This window comes from Sanguibacteroides justesenii, assembly GCF_003204205.1.
GTDB classification, from domain to species: domain Bacteria; phylum Bacteroidota; class Bacteroidia; order Bacteroidales; family Marinifilaceae; genus Gabonibacter; species Gabonibacter massiliensis.
The window spans coordinates 59,103-73,346 of record NZ_QJPL01000009.1 but is presented as its reverse complement, the minus strand read 5'-3'; the positions used below and the strand labels follow the sequence as shown (position 1 = coordinate 73,346).

Annotated in this window: 10 protein-coding genes; 9 read left to right on the top strand and 1 reads right to left on the bottom strand. The window is 41.1% G+C overall.

Annotated features, from left to right (window positions below; genetic code table 11):
• The first annotated feature begins 126 nt into the window (after window positions 1-126).
• The 7 genes from DMB45_RS13120 to DMB45_RS13090 all read left to right on the top strand — a co-directional run bounded on the left by DMB45_RS13120 (window position 127) and on the right by DMB45_RS13090 (window position 11,601).
• A complete protein-coding gene (locus DMB45_RS13120; RefSeq protein WP_052634279.1) occupies window positions 127-1,278 on the top strand; it encodes a FecR family protein in 1,152 nt (383 codons plus the stop codon).
• 81 nt (window positions 1,279-1,359) lie between these two features.
• On the top strand, window positions 1,360-4,764 hold the full coding sequence (locus tag DMB45_RS13115; RefSeq protein WP_052634281.1) for a SusC/RagA family TonB-linked outer membrane protein: 3,405 nt from the start codon (window positions 1,360-1,362) through the stop codon (window positions 4,762-4,764).
• A 3-nt stretch (window positions 4,765-4,767) separates the two neighbouring features.
• The gene (locus DMB45_RS13110) at window positions 4,768-6,222 is read left to right on the top strand and encodes a RagB/SusD family nutrient uptake outer membrane protein (protein WP_110688843.1); all 1,455 of its coding nucleotides are present in this window, start codon (window positions 4,768-4,770) and stop codon (window positions 6,220-6,222) included.
• A gap of 8 nt (window positions 6,223-6,230) precedes the next feature.
• Entirely contained in the window at window positions 6,231-6,920 is a 690-nt protein-coding gene (locus DMB45_RS13105) for a DUF4843 domain-containing protein (protein WP_082027463.1), read from the top strand.
• 20 nt (window positions 6,921-6,940) lie between these two features.
• Window positions 6,941-8,545, top strand: coding sequence for a PKD-like family lipoprotein (locus DMB45_RS13100; protein WP_110688842.1), 1,605 nt, complete (start codon window positions 6,941-6,943; stop codon window positions 8,543-8,545).
• Between the two features lies 1 nt (window position 8,546).
• On the top strand, window positions 8,547-10,856 hold the full coding sequence (locus tag DMB45_RS13095) for a S9 family peptidase (protein WP_041501958.1): 2,310 nt from the start codon (window positions 8,547-8,549) through the stop codon (window positions 10,854-10,856).
• 142 nt (window positions 10,857-10,998) lie between these two features.
• Complete coding sequence (locus DMB45_RS13090; protein ID WP_041501918.1) at window positions 10,999-11,601, top strand: rhomboid family intramembrane serine protease; 603 nt, start codon at window positions 10,999-11,001, stop codon at window positions 11,599-11,601.
• A 3-nt stretch (window positions 11,602-11,604) separates the two neighbouring features.
• Here the strand turns inward: DMB45_RS13090 and DMB45_RS13085 are convergent, their stop codons facing one another.
• Window positions 11,605-13,095, bottom strand: coding sequence for a lipopolysaccharide biosynthesis protein (locus DMB45_RS13085; RefSeq protein ID WP_041501919.1), 1,491 nt, complete (start codon window positions 13,093-13,095; stop codon window positions 11,605-11,607).
• Window positions 13,096-13,468: 373 nt separating this feature from the next.
• On the opposite strand from DMB45_RS13085, the gene DMB45_RS13080 reads away from it, so the two are divergent.
• Both DMB45_RS13080 and DMB45_RS15015 read left to right on the top strand, forming a co-directional pair.
• Complete coding sequence (locus DMB45_RS13080) at window positions 13,469-13,876, top strand: DUF6249 domain-containing protein (protein WP_070807429.1); 408 nt, start codon at window positions 13,469-13,471, stop codon at window positions 13,874-13,876.
• A 186-nt stretch (window positions 13,877-14,062) separates the two neighbouring features.
• Window positions 14,063-14,188, top strand: a complete 126-nt coding sequence (locus tag DMB45_RS15015; RefSeq protein ID WP_262509671.1) for a hypothetical protein — start codon at window positions 14,063-14,065, stop codon at window positions 14,186-14,188.
• The last annotated feature ends 56 nt before the right edge of the window (window positions 14,189-14,244 follow it).

The window sequence follows — 14,244 nt, the reverse complement described above, 5'->3', positions numbered from 1 at the left end:
TATATCTTTTTTGATTGATGCTTGCTTATTATTTGTCGGATGGGTTTAATTTTTTTTGAAAAAAGTAGGTTTTGCGTGTCACCCGTTTTTGGGGGGTAGGGGTATTAGATGTAAAAATAAGAGAAGATGAGCTATCACGAGGAAGATATAAGATTTGCTATCAAGATTCTTTCCTGCAGGAAAGAGTTAGAAAACAGGGAGGTCGATCGGTGGATGAGTGTCCCCGAACATGTGGAGTTATTGAAAGAGCTGGTTGCTATCCGGCAAAAGAGTTCGACTGTCGATTTCGAACAGGATAAGTCGGCTGTTTACTTTCACTTGCGACAAACCATTGGCCGACGAAAGAGGCGTCGGTTGATTTGGTATCGTTCCATAGCGGCTTCTATCGTGTTATTGGGATTTTTTGCGATATGGGCTGTAAAGGAGTTGCAAATAACGGATGGGGAAAAATCGACGATACGAACCGAAGCATTTCGCCCGGAAGGTGCGGTAATTGAATTGATATTAGCGGATGGTCAAACGATTCAATTGAGTAGAACGGGGAGTGGATGTAAAGATTTGTCGGCAACGGGAATTCGTAATGACTCCTTGCACGGTTTGAGTTACGCGGAGGTGAAGGTTGACTCGGGCAGTGAGGAGATTTACAATACGCTGAATGTTCCGAAAGGAGGTTTTTACCCGGTAGAATTATCGGATGGAACGAAAGTCTGGCTGAATTCGGAAACGAGTCTCCGTTACCCTGTGAGATTCACGGAAAGGGAGAGAAGGGTATATTTGAGGGGAGAGGCTTATTTTGAAGTGGCGTATGATAATCGGTATCCTTTTGTTGTAAATGTCGGAGGGATGGAAGTGAAGGTGTTGGGGACGAGATTTAACGTGAATAGTTATGATCGGGATACCATACGGACGACGCTGGTAGATGGAAGTGTTTGCATAAAGGATGTTTTTTCGGATAGAGAGACCCTACTTTGTCCGGATGAGATGGCAACGTATTGTAGAAGTACGCGGTTAGTCACCAAAGAAAAAGTCGATCCGTTTGTTTATACTGCCTGGAAAGAGGGTAAGTTCGTGTTTGAGAATGAGACTGTCGAGGAGATCATGAAACGTTTAAGTCGTTGGTATGACATTGAGGTCGTCTATGAGAATCAGGAGATAAGGTATCGGACTTTTACGGGTATTATGGAACGTTTTTCGGATGTCCGGGATATCCTTCATTTGATCGAAGAGACGGCTACTGTAAAATTTGATATTGAAAATCATGTAATTGTAGTAAGATAAAAAACCGAAAGTTGTTCCAGCAACTTTCGGTAGAAGATGGATGTTTACACATCCGAGTGTTAAATAGTAATATACAAATTTATGGAAAAAAATCGAAGATGGTTTTGTCTTGGACGGCTTTTATGCTTAAAAAATGGAAAAACCAGGGTTTTTAAAGTGATTTTGTTGTTGTCCGTGATCTTACTACCGGGAGTGGTAGCGGCTCAACAGCAAAAAGTAACGATTCATCTGACAAAGGTAGGTGTACAGGATGTATTTAAAGAGATCAACAAACAGACCCGGTTGAATTTCGTGTATAATGCGGAACAATTGAAAGAGATCGGATCGGTGACTTTAAACTTGAAAAACGTGACGGTGGATTCGGTTCTGACCAGATTGTTTGAAAAAACTTCTTTTACCTACAAATTTGAAATGCAGTCGATTATTATTAAAAAGAAGACGGTATCGCCTGCTGTTGAGAAGATGATTTTGACGGGAGAAGTGACCGATTCCAAGGGGGGGCCGCTTCCGGGAGTCACCATCGTACTGAAAGGGACGACTTTGGGAATTACAACCGATGCAAAGGGTAAGTTTACGTTTGCACTAAAAAAATCGAAAAATCCGGTATTGGTATTTTCGTTTATCGGAATGAAAAAGGTAGAACATGCGGTTGTGCCCGGAGAGCCTATTCTTGTAAAAATGGAGGATGATGTTGAAGAGATGGAGGAGGTCGTGGTTACGGGTTATGGAAATATCAATACCAAAAGTTTTACCGGAAACGCGAGAACGATACGGGGAGACGATTTGTTAAAAGTATCGAGAACGAATATTATAAAAGCCTTGCAGATATTCGACCCGTCGTTTAAGATTACGGAGGATAATTTAGCCGGTTCCGATCCGAATAAATTGCCAGAAGTAACGATTCGGGGGCGTTCGAGCTTGGGTAAAATGGAGTTGGATGAGTTGGGAGCGAATCCGTTTGCGAAATCTTCATTGGAGGCGAACCCGAATACTCCCACGTTTGTGATAGATGGGTTTGAGGTGGATATACGTAAGATTTACGATTTGGACCCGAACCGGATAGAGTCGGTGACTCTCCTGAAAGATGCCGCAGCAACGGCCATGTACGGTTCGCGGGCTGCAAACGGGGTAGTCGTTATCACGACCCGTACCCCTAAAGAAGGTGGGTTACAGGTCAGCTATAACGTGACGGGATCCGTGGAATTTCCTGATTTGTCCGGATATAATCTGATGAACGCGAGGGAAAAGTTGGAGGCTGAGAAACGTTCCGGTGTCTTTGATTATGATCCGAATTCAAACTCTCCCATGTATGATGGGCAGGAGTTGTATATGAAAAGGTGGAATGCCGTCTATGTGGAGGGTGTAGATACGGATTGGATGGCTTTGCCTTTGCGTACGGCTTTTCGACACGATCATAGTTTGCAGATTGAAAGTGGTTCGAAGGCTATTCGTTATAGCCTTATCGTGGACTATTCGCAAAACGATGGCGTAATGAAAGGTTCCGAGCGAAATACTTGGGGAGGCGAGTTTAATATTCATTTGAAATACGGAAAATTATTCTTACGTAATTCTGTTTCTTACCATTATACTTCAACGGCCGATTCTCCTTATGGAGCGTTTCGGGATTATTCCCATCAATTGCCTTATGTAAAGTATAAAGATGCGAACGGGAACTTGTTGAAAGAACTCACGACATTCGCATCGGGGGGGGATTCTCCTAACCCGATGTATGAAGCTCGATTGGAGAGTTTTGCGAAAACGACTCAACATGAACTGATGGATAATTTGCAGTTGCGTTGTAACGTGACGAATTATTTGATGATTCAGGGATCATTGGGAGTGACTCGAAGATGGAATGATGACAGTCGTTTTATAGATCCGCTTTCGAAGTACAGCTCCCGGAAGATTTCGGTAGATAATTTGGTTGCCGGAGATTTGTATACCGATGTCGGAGGTTCCAGTAGAGTCAATGTTCGTTTGGGGATAAGTTTAAATAAAACGATAGAGAAACACGATATTAATATTGCTATTAACGGAGAGTTGACAGAGAATAAAAGTCATTCGGTATATACACACTATGTCGGTTTTCCTTCGGGGCATTTGTCTTCCGTGAATTATGCGTCGGAGGTTAACGGGAAGCCCAGTAAGAGAGAAACAACCTCCCGTTCTGCCGGAATAAACGGTATTTTGAATTATAGTTGGAACGATATTTACCTGATGGATTTTTCTTTTCGTTACGAGGGTTCTTCGGTTTTCGGGACGGAGAAAAAAGGTTCTCCTTATTGGGCTTGTGGCCTTGGAATTAATATTCATAAATACAGTTTTTTGGAAAACACGGAATGGTTGGATCGATTGAGGTTGAGAGGTTCTTACGGGATGATCGGAAATATTAATTTTCCGGCTTATGCTGCCCGGAACTATTTTGTAAATATGTTCGATGATTGGTATGTGACGGGTTTCGGGACTAAAATCACCTATTTGGGGAATCACTCTTTAAAGCCGGAAAAAACAAGTACTGTAGATGTGGGGGTAGATGCCTCTTTTTTGAGGGGTAAGATCAATCTGAAGTTATCTTATTATAATAAAACAACCGTCGATATGGTAAATGATGTCACTATTCCTTCCACTTCCGGTTTTAGCGTGTATAAAGATAATTTGGGCAAGGTTCGGAACGAAGGAGTGGAGTTCGATATCTACGCGAGTGTGTATCAGGGACGGGATTTCTCATTAGCTCTGAACGGTAACATCGCCCGGAATAAGAACAGGATGCTTGAAATCGGTAAATCGTTGGAAGATTATAATCGGAAAGTAGAAGCGTATTATGACAACTCGGATAAAGCTTTGGGGGAGCAGTCGGATGAACGGAAAATCTGGACGAAATTTTACGAGGGAGGTTCTTTAACGGCTAAATACGGGATGCGTTCTTTGGGAATAGATCCGGCTACCGGACAAGAGGTGTTTTTAGATAAAAAAGGGGCCGTGGTATTTGAAAATGATCCGAAGGAGTATGTCGTTATCGGAGATACGGAGCCTTTGGGATCGGGGTCTTTAGGATTACATGCAACCTATCGGAATTTTACCTTGACGGCCAATTTTTCTTATGAGTTCGGTAGCGAGCGGTACAATGAAACGTTGGTATATTATGTCGAGAACGCGAATATAGAAACTGAAAATGTGGATAAGCGGGTGTTGAGCCAACGGTGGCAAAATCCCGGCGATAAAGCTCCGTTAAAAGATATTAAGGAGAGATATAAACAGACACGACCTACGTCCCGTTTTATGCAGGACTATAATATGTTTTCATTAAGCTCGATGTCTTTGCAATACGAATTGGGTAAATCTTCCTCGGAAAAATTGGGACTCGAAAGAGTGCGTTTGGAAATCGGATGCGGAGAATTGTTTCAACTGTGTAGCGTGAAACGGGAGAGAGGATTGGATTACCCTTTTGCCCGGAGTTTTAATTTCAACCTAATGATTAATTTTTAAATTATGCTAAATAGATGGTGTGTTTTAGGAATATGCTTGGCATTTATGTCTTGTAATTCATGGTTAACCATAGAGCCTAAAGAACAGATTTCAGAAGAAGATCTATTCTCCCGGGTAGAAGGATTTTATACTCAATTGGATGGACTTTATAAGTCGATGGCTGAACAAGGTATGTACGGGCAGGAATTATCTTGGGGATTCTTGGATATCTTGGCACAATATTATGATACGGAGAACACGAAGAATCATGCTTATGAAGAGGCGTCCAAATATAATTACGAATATACCCGGGTGAAAACGATAATCAAGACTTTTTGGACAGAAGGATATAATATTATTGCCAATTGTAACGTGTTAATAAAGAATATTCTAATCGCCGATCCTAATCTATTCTCGTTGCAAGAGAGAGAACGGGATCTTATTTTAGGAGAAGCTTATGCGGTCAGGGCTCTCGTGCATTTCGATTTATTACGTTTGTTTGCTCCCAGTATAAAAGTAGATGGTGAAATTAAGGCTTTACCTTATGTAACCGAGTTCCCTGTTTATTTTCCGGATAAGGTAAAAAGTTCCGTCTTTTTGGATTCTGTTGTTAGTGATTTGAAAAAAGCGCATGAATTGGTACAAGAGTATGATCGGAGTAAATTGGAAAGGGTAAAGGAACTTAAAGCGAGATTGGAATTAACGAGTTTTGAAAGCAATCGTTTTTTAGAATTCCGGGGATACCGGTTAAATTATTGGGCTGTTAAATGTTTATTGGCCCGTGTCTATATGTACAAGGGAGATGAAAAGAGTGCATTCGCTTATGCTAAAGAGTTGATCGATCTGCATGAACAAGAGGATTGGATCGAATTTACAACGAGAGACGATGTGGAGTCTCAAAGTAATCTCAAATATTATGACGATGTGTTTTTTGCTTTATACAATAATAATTTGACGGATTATTCGACCGGATACTTCGAGGAGAACAATTATATATGTATGCAAGATGTAGACGGCTTGTTTTCTAATAGTGATAAAAAATACGATTACCGCTATGAAGCGTGGGAAGACCACCCGCTATACGGATCAGATCAACCGCTTCCCAAAAGATTAAAAGAACTGACACAAGGTAAAGGGAAGTATTGCAGTAAAATGATACCCATGATTCGTTTAAGCGAGATGTACTATATTGCTGCCGAAGCCGTTTTTGATGAAGATCCGGAATTAGCTGAAGATTACGTGTATTATGTTGTTCGTAAAAGAGGTTCCCGTGCAGGTGTGGCAGGGTATAACACGAAAGAGGAGTTTATAAAGAATATTATATTGAAAGATTTGCGTCGGGAAGTGTACGGAGAAGGTCAGTTGTTCTTTTTTTATAAACGTCATCATATGCCTGTCGTTATAGATGCTTGGACCGAGAAGACGTTGGAAAAAGAGTTTGTATTACCCTCGCCGGAAATAGACGAAATGAATAATTAAAAATTTGGATGATGAAAACGAAATATAAATTAATGGGAATGTTGATTTTTCCCCTTATGCTTTGGGCTTGCGAACAGCGGAAAATAGAGCTTTATAATTCTCCCCGGTATCTTTCTTTCGAGTCGAATGAAAAGGATACGCTCTATTTTTCCTTTTTCTTTACCTTAGACGAAGAGTATGAATATCCTGTTGTTGTTAATTTGACCGGTGACCTTCTTGAGGAAGATAGAGAATTTATCGTGAAGGTGGATACAGCATCGACGCTCGCGAGTGATATGTTTGTACTACCGGAGCGATTTGTTTTCAGGCGAGGAGTTGTATCGGATACGTTCAGTATAAAATTAAAAAATCATCCGTTATTGCGAACGGAAAAATTATTTTTAAAGTTGAAGTTGGAGGAATCAGAGATCTTTTTATCTACAGGAGGCGTTTGGAGTCATTCGATTCTCTCTGTTACGGATATTGCTATAAGACCTTCCTGGTGGGATGAAAGGGTCGTCGAACGGTTTTACTTGGGAACCTATTCCAAAAGAAAATTTGAGCTTTTCATGGAAGCAACTGGAATAACGGATATGAGTGAAATGAGCGACGGCGAGAGACGTATCGCCGCCTTGAGATTTAAGCATTGGTTAGCTGATCGGGAGCCTATCCCGGATGAAGAGAACGGTGGATTTATATCAGTACCGGTTATAGGTTAGTCATTTAAAACATAAACATTATGAATACGATAAAATACATATTTATCCTTGCTTGCCTTTTGAATTGCATGAGCTGTTTTGAGGATAAAGGGAATTATGATTACGGTAAAATTTATACCATAGGGATAAAGTTGCCTAATAGTGTTACTATGGTCGTCAACGAATCGCGTACTTTTAAACCGGAACTCACCTTTGACGAGAAAAATCCGGCGGGCGTAAGATACGAATGGCAAATAGAGAGTAAGGTTGTTTCACATGATTCTGTCTATACGCATTTGGCAAAAGAGTTGGGTTCTTTACGAGGATTGCTGACCGTGGAGGATGAGAAAACCGGAGCGAAATTTTACAAGGAGTTTTCGATCGAGGTGAAACCCCTCTATGAAATGGGATTTTTGTTATTGACGGAAAATGGAGAAAATAGTGATTTGGGATTTGTGAAGGCGGGTAGGATTCCGAGTAATTCTCAGACCGGGACAAATGATACGGTTGTGTATATAGCGGATTATATCAATTGTTACAGTGATTTGTACGGGGAACCTATAAATGGAAAACCTTTACAATTAAGGGAACATTACGCTTTCGACGATTATAATCGGGTATTCGGGGAAGTTACTGTTAAAACGGCCCTACCCGAAAGAAATCAATTTATGGAGTTGAATGGAGAGTCGTTGAAAAAAGAGACATTTATAGAAGAGGAGTTTAGTAACGGGTTATTACCTGTTGCTTTCCATCCCGTGGATTTGCTTCATACCTGTTTCGATAGTTTTTTATTAGATAAAGACGGTTTATTGTATACTCGAAGGTGTAATCCCGCCACGGGTTATCATTTGGGATATTTTTCCAAAGATGTGGTTTATTTAGGTGGAAAACGAAAAATATCGAATATTATATTTAGCGATTACGTGGAGTCCGGAACGATTTATGCCATAGAAGAAGATGCTGCCGGAAAAAAGAGGTACTTGGGGATCTATTCCGATTATTACAGTAATAGACGGAATCTTACGGAGATGGAGTTGGTTTATGAAGAAGAGGAGTTTGCCGCGCATTTTACGGATTTAACGGATGAGGTTATGGAATCGGATTATTTTAGGGTAAAGGAAGAGGGAGTTTCCGGGAGTGCAGTTGTTTCTAAAAGTCCGGAAGGGGAATATATGTTACATCTGTTTGTCGGAGGAGCGCCTTCTTCCGCGAAGCACGTGAAAATATACAGCTCGCAGAAGATTAATTTGACGCGGGAACACGGAATTACCGATTTTGTAAAACTCGGTACTTTTCGGAATTGCAATATGGTATATGTTTGCGATAAACAGAATATCTATTATTTTGAAGTCGACGAGACCTTCCATAAATATGAATTCGGTATTGTCCGGACGTTCGATAAGGAGATCGTTTCTATGGCCACTCAGTCCATGTTCGGTTATGGGGCAAAGAGTTTCGAACATCATATCGGAGTCGCATTTAAAGATGGATTCTTTGATATATACGAATTGCAGTACGACGGTAAGGATATGAGTAGCTTGTATAAGTTCAGCAATAAAGTTTACGGTTCGACTCGGAGCTTCGGAAAGATACGCGATGTTATTTGGAAATTGGGTGTCGGAAACTATTATTTTAACGGAAGGTAAGATGAGGAAGGTATTTATTTTGTTAGCTTGTATGGCGGTGATGGCTTCGGCTGTCGCGCAAGCAGACTACGAACAGGTTTTTCGGTTTGAAAAAGAGTTTAAGGGATTCGGGGGTGGATTTTCTATTGTTCCTTATTTTATTAACGGCACGGATAATTTTTGGTTTCGATACAAAGATGGCGGTAGTATGAAATACTATATTGTCTATCCGCAACGAGGAAAACAAGAGCTGTTGTTTGATAACCGGGATATAGCAACGAAGGTAAATCGATTGACGGGGAACAAGGTAAATCCCGATAATCTGGGGCTGGACGGGATAACTTTTGATCGTTCGTTGAAAAAGATCTCATTCTATATAGGTGATGAAAAATTTTCCTATCATTTGAAAACCGGAGTGATGAAATCGGAAGCGGAAGAGTGGGAATATTACGGCCAGCCTTCTGCCTGGGAGTATTCTCCGGATAGCTTATACATTTTGTTTGTAAGGGATCATAATCTGTTTTTGGCGCATAATCCTGAAAAAAGCGGTGATTCTACGCTTGTTCGACTTTCGGATGATGGTTCGAGATTCAACTCTTACGGTCAGTATTTTAAAGGAATGGAAGAACGGGAGGTAAGGCCTAACGGTTGTTGGTTGCCGAATTCGACTCATTTTGTAATCCAATCTGAAGATCGACGCTGCTTGGGGGAGATGTATCTTACGGATTACCTTCATTGGAAACGCCCGAGTTTGCGAACCTATCGCTATGCCGTCGCCGGAGACAGCTTGGCCTGTCAATATGGTTTGAAGCTGGTCGATGTGACGATTCCCGCTATTCGGGAATTGGATGTTTCCAAATGGAAAGATCAATACGTCGAGTTTTTATACGCTTCTCAAAATGGAAAAAAGATCTATTTCCAACGTATCAAACGCACGTGGGACGAGAAGGAGTTGTGCGTGTATGATATGGATACGGATAGCGTACGGGTATTGATTCATGAGGTGGATAAACCTTTTTTCGATTATGTTTTGGCTCAGGTTTTTTTCTTGAATGACGGAAAAGAGATCGTTTATCGATCGGAGCGTACGGGATTCGGGCATTTTTATTTGTATGACGGGGAGACGGGACAATTGAAACGAGTACTGACTTCCGGAGAGTATGTGACGGGACATATTCAGGAAATCGATTCAAAGACACGGGATCTTTATTTTTATGCTTATGGTGTTGTTCCGGACAGAGATCCCTATTATAAAGTTTTATGTAAGACAAATATTGATAAAGGCGGATTTCAGATCCTTACTCCGGAGAATGCCACGCATAAGATAGAGCTGTCTCCGGTCGGAAAATATATAATTGATAATTTCTCCCGGGTCGACACGGTTCCCCGTAGCGTTCTTCGGGATGCTAAAGGTAGGATTGTGTTGGAGTTGGTTAAACACGATATAGATCCTTACCTTAAAAAAGGATGGAATATGCCGATTCGTTTTAAGGTGAAGGCGGCCGATTCGATTACAAATCTTTACGGGGTAATGTGGCGGCCGATGAACTTTGACCCGAACCGGAAGTATCCGATCATCTCGGAAGTATATCCCGGACCGCAGGGAGAATATGTACCGGTATCGTTTGGTTTAAGCTCAAGTTACGCCACCAAATTGGCTCAGTTGGGTTTTGTGGTTATTCAGGTCGGCCATCGGGGAGGAACGCCAATCCGAGGAAAAGAGTATCAGCGTTTTGGTTATGGTAACATGAGAGATTACCCGTTGGCGGATGATCGGGCAGCAATTATAGATTTAGCGAAGCAATATCCGTTTATCGATACTACTCGGGTTGGAATCTACGGACATTCCGGGGGAGGTGCTATGTCTACGGCTGCTTTACTAACCTATCCGGATTTTTATTCGGTAGCCGTTTCCGTATCGGGGAATCATGATAACCGGATTTATGCTCTTGATTGGGTGGAGTTAAACAATGGAGTGCAAGAGATCGTCGATAGCGTAGTCCGAGATAATAAACCCTATGATAAAAGGACGAACTTTAAGGTTCGGGAAATTCGTACCAATATGCAATTGGTTGAGAATTGCCGGGGACATCTTTTGCTCGTTCACGGAATGCAGGATGATAATGTTCATCCGGCTCACGCGATGCGGATGGTACAATCATTAATAGATGCCGGAAAAAACTTTGACATGCTGATTCTCCCTCGAAGCGGACATGCAATAGATGGGAGAGAGAACCGATTGTTGGAACATAAGATGCGGGGATATTTTGCCAAATATCTGTTAAACGATTTTTCAGGCGATATGTATATTGATATAGAAGAGCGTAAATAGACCGAAAGGTAAATTCGGTTAAGATTTTGTATCATTATCATTTTTTACGGCAGGGAGAAATATTGTTCTCCCTGTTTTTTTAGCCGGAAGAATGGGAGAAAACGTAAAATGTTGTACATTCGTAACCTAAACGAAGAGAATTATGTTGACATTATTGATCATTATTGCCACGGTGGTGGTTTCGATGGCTTGTTTTAATAATCACCAACTGTTTGATAAACTGGCTTTTTCTGCCTACCGGGTGATAAGAGCTAAAGAGTGGTACCGTCTGATCACGCACGGTTTTGTGCATGCCGATTGGGTACACCTGTTCGTGAATATGTTTACTTTTTACTCTTTCGGTTCTTATTTGGAACAATGGTTTGCGGTAAACGGTTTCGGTTCGATAAGCTATCTGTTGCTTTATTTCGGGGGAATGATTGCTGCTTCTGTTTATGATTTGTTCAAGTATAATAAAAATCCGTATTATTCTTCTATCGGGGCATCGGGTGCGGTTTCCGCTGTTCTTTTTGCGGCTATATTCCTAAACCCTTGGGATAAGATCTATTTCTTTGCTATTTTACCTATTCCCGGAATATTATTCGGTTTCCTCTATCTTTTTTATTGCCAGTATATGGCGAAGCGGGATAGTGATAATATAAATCACAATGCTCACTTTTACGGGGCTGTTTATGGTTTTATCTTTCCGATCCTGGTAGAACCTGCTTTGTGGCATCAGTTCGTGCAAAACCTTTTGGGTCGTTAAGTTTTATTTTTTAGCCCATCGGTTGAGGTAAGGGATTTGTTTGAGCGGTAAATCCTTTTTTATCACGTATAAAATGTATAAGACAAGAAGGATAGTCCGGAAACTAAGGCGTAAAATCTGATTTTCAATGGGAATCCACAGAGCGATAACGTATAGAACCAAGGCTAACAGAAGGTATTTCCCGATTCCTTTTAAATCGTACCGGATCGGATAATAGTGTTGTCCGATAAACCAGGAAGCGATCATCATTGCAAAATAGCAGGTGAAGGCAGCCCAGGCACAGGCGATATAGCCGTAGCGGGGAACGAAAGCGATATTGATGGTCAGGGTTATGGCTAAACCGAAAAGAGAAAAATAAGCTCCCCATTGGGTTTTATCCGTCAATTTATACCAGAGAGAGAGGTTGAAGAATATACCGAAAAAGAGTTCCGCGATCATCACGATAGGGACAACCTGTAAACCGGAGAAATAGTCCGGATCGATAAAGTAACGGAGTATTTCCAGGTAGAACATCACTCCTAAAAATATGAAAAGCCCGAAAATGATAAAATATTTCATGGCCTCGGCATAAGCTACCCGTTTATCTTCTCCTTTGTTTTGGGCAAAAATAAACGGTTCGTAAGCGTACCGGAAAGCTTGCGTGAACATCACCATGACGATGGCTATTTTGTAGTTGGCCCCGTATATTCCTAATCCGCTTTTGGCTGCAACGGGATCAGAAATCAACATGGGATATAGGATTTTATCGAGGGTCTGATTCATGATTCCGGCAACACCTAAGATAAGTAGAGGGAAAGAGTAACGTAGAATTCGCTTTAATAGATCCGGGCGGAAACGCCAGGGGATACGTACGATCTCGGGAGCGAGAGCTAAAAGGACAATGAATGTTCCTAATAGATTGGATATCAATATATAGCCTACACCATAGGTCGGGTCATAGAACCAATTGATCCATTCCGGGGCATGTTTCCATATCCAAGGACATACGACAAGGAAAAACAGGTTGAGGATGATATTTAAAGCGATAAACAGAAGTTTCAGGGCGGCAAAGCGTATCGGGCGTTTCAAATAGCGTAGATAGGCAAAGGGGAGTGCGCAAAAGGCATCCATGGCGATGATAGCAGCCGTAATCAAAATGTACTCCGGATGTTCCGATAATTTAAGAAGCCTGCTAATAGGGGATTGAAACAAAAAGACAAGTCCCATAAAAATAGCGGAAGTCGTGGCTAAAGAGAAAAGGCAAGTTGAATAAACCGTTTTGGGATCTCTTTCTGCGCCGTCGTTGGCAAAACGAAAAAAACCGGTTTCCAGACCATAGATCAAAATGACCAGTAGCAACGCCATCCACGCGTAAAGATTGGTTACATCTCCAAATTCTCCGGTTGCCAGTTTATACGTGTAAAGGGGTACCAGACACCAATTCAGAAATCTTCCGATAATACTGCTCATTCCGTAGATCGCCGTATCTTTTGCTAAGCTTTTTATTCCTGTCATGTTCTTTGTTTTACAACAGATTGTCTTTTGGTATATGTTATCAGACTCGGCAAAGATATTAAAAATGACGGAAAAGAATGGAAATATTTTGGAAAGTCCGTAGAGCCAAAGTTCATAGAGATGAAGTCATAAAATCGTAAGTCTACTCCCAATTTCCTAATCCGTCTAATTTTAAATTGTAGATTGTAAATTTTAAATTGATTACTGATTAATCTACAATTTTAAATCGTCAATCTACAATCGCGACGGGGGACAACCTCTCGGGGCGGGGACGTTCTCACCGATCGTGTAGTCGAGTTTCGTTCACTACCCTCCGGGACTCGCTACGCTCAAACAATCCGTCGGGTGGGCGTTCCGAAACTCGCCGTTCACTATTTACGCCCTTTCGTTCTTTCTGTTGATCTATAAATTGTTCGAGTTGTATGCCAAAAGACGCGAACGCTTATTGGTGCTTGATAAGGTTGAAGTGCTTGGTGAAGCTGAATGGTCAGGCAAAAAACTTCAATTGCCGGGTTTTTCCAGTTTCTCGTTTAGTGCCCTAAAAGGAGGCTGCTTGTTGATCGGTTTGGGGTTGGGTATCTTTATTGCTTTTTTGATCTGTTCCTTAGGTTTTGACTTGTATGCTCCGGGTAATGACAGTTTTTTAAACATGAAAATAGAAACTGTCATTTATAGTGCCTCTGTCCTTTTGTTCGGTGGTATAGGATTATTGGCCGCTTTTTTATTAGAATTAAGAATGGAACGCAAGGAGCGGAAAATAACGGTCCCTCAAAGCAAATGAAGTAGGATTTAAAACGTGCGTTCGCTTTTATAGGAAAGATCGTAATTCGACCAATCACGATCTTTTTTTATTATAAAATATAAAAGTCTATCTTATCGTTAAATAATCTTTTTTAGTTTTTTTACTAAATAAATTAGTTCGCAAACTAAAAGTTTTAGTTGTATTTGAGATAAATGAGTCAAAATTATGAAAGGGTTAACAAATAAGGAAGAAGAAATACAACTCTCTTACGATCGAATCGAATCCATAAACATGTCGGCAACCAAAGAAGGTAAAAAGGTTTTCCGGGTAGAGACCGGTAAAAAGAAGTAAACCGGTTTTTTACTTGAGATTCAGCCTGCCACAAAATACCTGCTGTGGCAGGCTGA

Excerpts from the sequence above, each read along its gene's own strand:
- DMB45_RS13120 (WP_052634279.1), top strand. The coding sequence starts at position 127 with ATGAGCTATCACGAGGAAGATATAAGATTTGCTATCAAGATTCTTTCC.
- DMB45_RS13115 (WP_052634281.1), top strand. The coding sequence starts at position 1,360 with ATGGAAAAAAATCGAAGATGGTTTTGTCTTGGACGGCTTTTATGCTTA.
- DMB45_RS13110 (WP_110688843.1), top strand. The coding sequence starts at position 4,768 with ATGCTAAATAGATGGTGTGTTTTAGGAATATGCTTGGCATTTATGTCT.
- DMB45_RS13105 (WP_082027463.1), top strand. The coding sequence starts at position 6,231 with ATGATGAAAACGAAATATAAATTAATGGGAATGTTGATTTTTCCCCTT.
- DMB45_RS13100 (WP_110688842.1), top strand. The coding sequence starts at position 6,941 with ATGAATACGATAAAATACATATTTATCCTTGCTTGCCTTTTGAATTGC.
- DMB45_RS13095 (WP_041501958.1), top strand. The coding sequence starts at position 8,547 with ATGAGGAAGGTATTTATTTTGTTAGCTTGTATGGCGGTGATGGCTTCG.
- DMB45_RS13090 (WP_041501918.1), top strand. The coding sequence starts at position 10,999 with ATGTTGACATTATTGATCATTATTGCCACGGTGGTGGTTTCGATGGCT.
- DMB45_RS13085 (WP_041501919.1), bottom strand. The coding sequence starts at position 13,095 with ATGACAGGAATAAAAAGCTTAGCAAAAGATACGGCGATCTACGGAATG.
- DMB45_RS15015 (WP_262509671.1), top strand. The coding sequence starts at position 14,063 with ATGAAAGGGTTAACAAATAAGGAAGAAGAAATACAACTCTCTTACGAT.